5 protein-coding genes are annotated in these 6,792 nt (G+C 39.6%); all 5 read right to left on the reverse strand.

The genetic code is table 11. The annotated features are described in order from the left end of the window. Positions 1–320 precede the first annotated feature (320 nt). The 5 genes from MRT15_RS08240 to MRT15_RS08260 are packed head-to-tail and all read right to left on the reverse strand — an operon-like array spanning position 321 to position 6,360. Positions 321–1,385 (reverse strand): ABC transporter ATP-binding protein, encoded by a 1,065-nt coding sequence (locus MRT15_RS08240; RefSeq protein WP_304329603.1) that lies wholly within the window; start codon positions 1,383–1,385, stop codon positions 321–323. Positions 1,386–1,389: 4 nt separating this feature from the next. Further along, positions 1,390–2,538: an ABC transporter ATP-binding protein gene (locus MRT15_RS08245; RefSeq protein ID WP_304329604.1), complete on the reverse strand. Its 1,149-nt coding sequence runs from the start codon at positions 2,536–2,538 to the stop codon at positions 1,390–1,392. Positions 2,539–2,543: 5 nt separating this feature from the next. After that, complete coding sequence (locus tag MRT15_RS08250) at positions 2,544–3,449, reverse strand: ABC transporter permease (RefSeq protein ID WP_304329605.1); 906 nt, start codon at positions 3,447–3,449, stop codon at positions 2,544–2,546. 17 nt (positions 3,450–3,466) lie between these two features. After that, positions 3,467–4,495: an ABC transporter permease gene (locus tag MRT15_RS08255; protein ID WP_304329606.1), complete on the reverse strand. Its 1,029-nt coding sequence runs from the start codon at positions 4,493–4,495 to the stop codon at positions 3,467–3,469. A gap of 59 nt (positions 4,496–4,554) precedes the next feature. Next, on the reverse strand, positions 4,555–6,360 hold the full coding sequence (locus tag MRT15_RS08260; protein WP_304329607.1) for an ABC transporter substrate-binding protein: 1,806 nt from the start codon (positions 6,358–6,360) through the stop codon (positions 4,555–4,557). Positions 6,361–6,792: the final 432 nt, after the last annotated feature.

A 6,792-nucleotide genomic window follows, 5' to 3' on the forward strand; every position in this document is an offset into this window, starting at 1 on the left:
ATGAGGCTGTGGAGAAGTTGTTTGAGCTTGAGAAAATTGAGGGTAGAATACCAATAGATCTCAGTGGTGCGACTGAGCAACTTTTGAGGGAGAGATGAGCTACGTGTATGATAGCATTATTGTGGTTGACCTTCGGTAGGCTTGATCCTAGTGGTGTTTAGATAAGAAGTTCTTGGAAGAGTTTTTCATAATTTATTTTAGTTAGGCGTATTGTTAGACTTTAGAGATGCATTTCTATATTCTTTGATTTTTCATGTATTAAATTTGTTAGGGCTAGACATCTGTATATTTAACATTAAAACATCAGAAAATGATGTATTTTATTTGAAGTATAGGTGGCAGGCTACTAGGTGGCCTTTCTCTACTTCTTTTAATGTTGGTGTTTCTTTGGAGCATATTTCCATGGCTTGAGGGCATCTTGGGTGAAATCTGCAGCCGCTTGGTGGGTTTATGGGGCTTGGGACTTCACCTTTAAGTATTACCTTCTCTCTCCTCCTTAGGGAGGGGTCTGGTATTGGTGTGGCTGAAGTTAGAGCTATGGTGTAGGGGTGGAGTGGTTTCTTGAATATTTCGGATGTGGGGGCTGTTTCTATGATTTTGCCTAGGTACATGACAGCTACCCTGCTACTTATGCATTCAACGATGTTTAGGTCGTGGCTTATGAATAGGTATGTGAGATTGAACTTCTTTTGGAGGTCTAAGAATAATTCTAGTAATTTCGCTCTTACCGATACGTCGACGGCTGAGGTGGGTTCATCTAATACGACGAAATCAGGTCTAGTTATGAGGGCTCTGGCTATGGCTATACGTTGCCTTTGACCTCCACTGAATTCATGGGGGTATCTATACAAGTGTTCCTTACTAAGCCCCACCAACTCCAGCATTTCTAAGACTTTCTCCTCAACCTCCCTACCTTTGGCAAGTCCGTGTACTATGAGTGGTTCTCCAACTATGTCTTTTACGAACATTCTGGGGTTTAAGGAGGTTCTGGGATCTTGATAGACTATCTGCATTTTCCTCCTCAAATTTTTAAGTTTGCTCCCTTTGAAGGTTGTTATGTCATAATTTTCTATGTACTCCTTTATCTTTCTATCCTCTTTAACGGATTTATTCTCATTTAAATATGCTTCCAATTCTTCAAGCACTTCTGAGGGTGCTCCGAAGAATATGTGGCCAGATGTGGGGTCAAGTAATTTTAGTATCAATTTCCCTAGAGTTGTCTTACCACAACCGGATTCTCCAACCAAGCCCAGACATTCACCTTTATATATTGAGAAGGTTACATCATCAACGGCTCTAACATAATTTATCTTCTTCCTTATTATGCCCCCCTCTAGTATTTCATAATATTTCTTTAATTTGTACGTTCTTATTAGGGGTATCATAATATCACCTATAGAGGTGGCATGCTACTAGGTGATCTCTTTCTATCTCCTTTACTTTTGGTGTTTCTTTAGAGCATATCTCCATGGCATGAGGGCATCTGGGATGAAATCTGCAACCACTGGGTGGATTGATCAAGTTGGGTATGGTACCTGGTATTGATTTGAATGGTTTGCCAGGTCTTGGTATGGATTCAATTAACGCCTTCGTGTATGGGTGTAATGGCTTCCTAAATATCTCTTCCACTCCAGCTATTTCGCATATGTTACCAGCATACATAACTGCTACACGATCACATATTTCAGCAACTATTCCGAAATCATGTGTTATGTAGAGTATTGAGGAATTGAATCTATCTCTCAACTCTCTTATTAAATGTAATATCTGAGCTTCTATTGTTACATCTAAATTTGTCGTTGGTTCATCAGCTATCAGTATCTTGGGATTGCAAGCTAGAGCCATAGCTATTACCGCCCTTTGTTTCATACCACCACTCAGCTCATGGGGGTATCTGTTATATGTTCTCTCAGGGTCTGGTATACCCATAGCTCTTAAGAGGAATATAGCATCATTTTTGATGAGATTTTCCACAAGCTTATTTACTTCATTTAGAAATGGGAAACTAAGTAGAATTGAATAAGCGGAGTTTGGATCCTTAATTAACTCCCTACATATTTTTAGTTCTAATTTTAATATGAACCTCCTCAATGGGCTTTTCTCAACTTTAAGTTTCTCTTCTATACTCTTTAGAACTTCGGAGTAGTAATGATTCCTCCTATGAATAAGTAAAGCTTCCCCTATTTGCTCACCTATTTTATATATGGGGTCAAGAGCAGCGCCTGGCTCTTGGAAAACTATGGAAATATAACGTCCCCTTATTTTTTCCATATACTTCTCATCCTTCTCCATTAAGTTCACTAAGCCTTCATCCGTCTTTAGGAAAATATCTCCTCTTTCAATTTTCCCAGGATTGGGGATGAGGCGTAAAGTGGATAGAGCAGTAACTGTTTTTCCACAACCAGTTTCACCCACAACTCCTAATATTTCTCCATCTTTAAGGTAGAGGAAGACATCATCTATAGCTTTCACAACACCAGCATAGGTGTAAAATCTAATTACGAGGTTGTTTACCTCCAGCACCTTTTCCTCCTCCAAACCTCTCACCTCCTCCTAATTAGAGGATCCAGCATGTCTCTGAAGGCGTCTCCTAATAAGTTCCAGCCTAAGACGAATGTGAAGATGAAGAGGCCTGGTATCGTGTAGGTATGCCAGAAGGCTAAGGGATTTCCCGGTAAACCCAGTATCCAATTTCTGGAGAGGGATATTAGGGAACCCCAATCTGCATAGCCAGCTGGAGAACCTAAACCCAAGAAACTTAGAGCGGAAGCTGCTAGTACAGTGTTTCCAATATTCATAGAGCCCATTATTAAGACAGGATATATGGCATTTGGAAGTACATGCTTGACCAGTATCCTGAAGTTTGAACAACCTACGGCTTTAGCGGCTTCTACGTAATCTTCATTTTTAATTCTTAGGATCTCAGCTCTCATAAGTCTAGCATAAGTAGGCCAACCCACTATTATTAGGGCTTTTATGACATTATCTAAACCGACCCCGAGCAAGACAACTATGGCCATAGCTAATACGATTGTAGGTATAGCGTAAAATATGTCAGTTATACGCATGATAATTTCATCCACTTTACCTCCAAAGTAACCAGCTATGGAGCCTATTATGATGCCCAGTATCACCACGGCAATTGTAGTGATAATGCCAGTCCTAAAAGCTGTTCTCGTCCCCCATATACATCCATAATACAGATCGTATTGCCCTTCGGTGGTGCCCCATATGGCTTCCTTAGATGGAGGTCTAGGTATGGGGGAGATACCATAACTTGGCATTATATATGGGTCTCTACCAGGTTGTGGAGGAGCTAGTATTGGAGCTGCTATTGCTAGGCATATATAAAATGTCACTATAGCTAAACCCGCTATTGAAAGGGGGCTTTCCTTCATTCTTTTAAACGTGAATAGAAGTTCATTCAGGAATAATTTAGTTGAAGACATTATTTTCACCTCATTACTTAATATTTTATCCTAGGATCTATGAGGCAGTAGAGTACATCAACTATTAAGTTTGTGATGGCATAAATTGTGGCGGCGAAGAGTGCAAATCCTAATATGCCAGGCATATCTAGACTCATAGCTGCTCCAGCTGCAAACTTTCCCAATCCGGGATAGGCAAAGACAGTTTCAGTTATCACTACACCGGTAATTAAATTTGCTACCATGGTTCCAGCTACTGTTATCATGGGTATGAGTGCATTCTTTACAGCATGCTTCCATATAGCAGCCCATTTACTTAACCCCTTAGCTCTAGCAGCCGTTATATACTCCTTACTTAATGCTTCTAGCATGCTGGAACGCATTATCCTCATTGGTAAAGCTGATGATAGTATGGCTAAGTTTAGACTTGGGAGGATTACATGGTTTAAGGCATCCCAGCTGACATCTGGTCTACCGTTCAGAAGACCGTCAATTATATACATGCCAGTATATGATATGAAACGAGTTTGAGATAACGATAATACTGTTTGAACGCTTAATCTGCCGGGTGGGAAAATTCCAAAAACTCCATAAAATATAGCTAGCAAAATAATTGCAGACCAGAATGTTGGGAGAGACCATGCACTTATAGAGAAAAATCTCACTACATGATCTATAACAGAATCCTTATACACGGCAGCTAATATTCCGAACATCATACCTAGAAGTAACATTAGAGGGATAGCTAGAAACACTAACTCCACAGTAGCCGGGAAATAAGTGAGTATAGCTTGACTTACTGGCATATTGGCGCTAACAGAGTAACCTAAGTTTCCATGCAAAACATTATTAAACCAGTAAAAGAATTGAATGTGGAAAGGTTCATCTAAATGATAGCGCTTTATGATATCACCAATATATAGCATTTCCTCTTTAGTCTGTATAAAGGCTACAGCTCGTTGGGCAGGCGTAAAACCTTGCATTATTACGAATATTACTAGCATAACGCCTAACAAGACTAATGGGAGTAGAAGCAACCTACGTATTATATAGTCTCTGAGACGCATATTATCACCATCGAAAATAAAGTTTTATAAAAAAATAATTAAAGATTTTGTTGATCCCTTTAACCACCCTTCTCTAGACCGTAGAAGAATGGTCCTACGAACATTGGGTTATAATATGGATTACCCTTTACCCATGTCCTCTGATACCATCTTTTCGTGACTTGTACAACGACAATGCTGGGGCAATCTTCAAACACTAATTGGCAAAGCTTCTTGTATATTTCAGCCCTCTTGGAGGGGTCCATGGTCTTAATACCTTCATCAACTAGCTTATCTACTTCGGGGTTAGAGTAATGTTGATACTGAGGCCAAGTCCCTGTACTGTGATAGAACATGTAAGCGTGATTATGTGGGTCAGCCATATCAGGTTTCCTACCATCCATCTCTATTACCCACTGATTTGAAAGGAAGTATTGGTTGGCTGCAGCTAATTCAACTTCTCTTAACTCTATTTGGAATTTTGGATTTAAAGCTTCAATATCCTTTTTTATCTCAGAAAATGTTATTTTAACCTCAGGCCATCCAGCTGTGTAGAATAACGTGAATTTGAAGCCAACATTCCAAAGTGTACCGTTATAAGCTTTCTTAAAGTAGTATACAGCCTTATCTGGGTCATAGGTGTATTTAGGAGCATCTGCCCAGTAATATGGAAGGCCTATCAGATTGAAGTGGTTGGAGGGGCGTAGTTTACTTGAGAAGGCTTCCTTCACTATTCTATCATAATTGATGGCGTAGGCGAAGGCTTTCCTGACATCTGGATTTGCGAAGAAATCTGGTGGTATACCATTGCCGTCCAATTTTCCACTACCTATGAAGGGGCTGTCGGGTGATATGGCGAAGTTGAACTGTATGTACCATATGAGAGGCGTATCCAACTCATAGTAGGTTACCCCTTCCATACCTGTTAATTCATCGTAATGGGCAGCTGAAGCCAATATCATATCAGCATCCCCTGTCTGTAACATCAGTTTCATAGTAGACCATTCCTGTACATACTGTATAATGATCCTTTCAATCTTTGCAGGTCCCCTCCAATAATCGTCGAAACGTTTAAGTACCGTTTGAGTGGCAGGCGTATAAGATTCTAGCATGAACGGACCAGTACCGCACATTTCAAATCTATGGGGTAAATTCTCCCTTGGAGGATTATTCCATTGAGGCCAAGTCTCATAGGTTGTGGGGTCGGACTTATTGAATCCAGGCCAGTCCCCTTTCTCAACACACCACTTCTTGTTCATAACTGAAAACCAGCTCTGGCAAAGAACAGAGAGTAATGGGGGGTATGGGAACTTTAGATGCAATATGACGTGGGTAGCATTGCTTTCTATGGCATTATCTATTGTCATACCTACCTCCCTCACCTTGTTAATGTCTTTGAAGTTCACTGCACGAACTGTTGGAATACCTGTTAGGGGATATGTGAGCAGATATGCTCTGGCACCAGCTCTATCCTGTATTATGCATCTTTCCAAGGAGTATTCTACGTCTTGAGGTGTCAATATTTCCCCATTATGGAATTTTATCCCCTTCCTTATTTTGAAAACCCATGTTAGTCCGTCTGGGCTTGTATACCAACTTTCAGCTAATAATGGTATGAATTTATCGGCAGAAGAGCCATCGTAGAAGACTAAGGTTTCATAAACGTTTTGTACTATTTCTCTAACCCCGTACCAAGTCTCGTAAGCTGGGTCAAAGCTGAGAGGTTCGCCTGGTCTAGCGTAAACTATGACGCCAGGATTCTTAACAACGATAGGTTTAGGCGCAAGTTGTAAATAGACGAAATAGCCTACTACGCAGGCTACGAGCACCACTATTAACAGTATTATGGTTTGCAGTTTTGTTATACCCTTACTATAGGATTTCATGCTAGTCATACTAGATATATCTTAGATGGGACTTACTGTATATAAGAATTTCTATTAAGCTATTGAAGAATCATGCCACTTTATTAGCTATATACTGCTAGGAATAAGACTTAGCAAGCTTCACATAAGTTGCCTTGACGTATATAACATAGGAACTTAACTAAGTATTTTAACTCTTTGCTAAGCGTTTTATACCAGTAACCATTTGTTTATAGTTTAATAAGTTCATGCTGAGATTGTATGAAACGATGGTAGATGAATTTACAAGGATAAAGTTGATAAAGTTCATATATATTGTGTTCTTTCTTATAAGTTTTCAATTAAAATGTTTTATTATGTTTACGGAAATCCTAAAATAGACTATAATTCGCGTTAAATGAAGTTAATTGTTGCTAACATTGCTGCAAGTTGTATTGACACTAGGTTTTTGAT

It is taken from the genome of Candidatus Culexarchaeum yellowstonense (assembly GCF_024707025.1).
Lineage (GTDB): Archaea > Thermoproteota > Methanomethylicia > Culexarchaeales > Culexarchaeaceae > Culexarchaeum.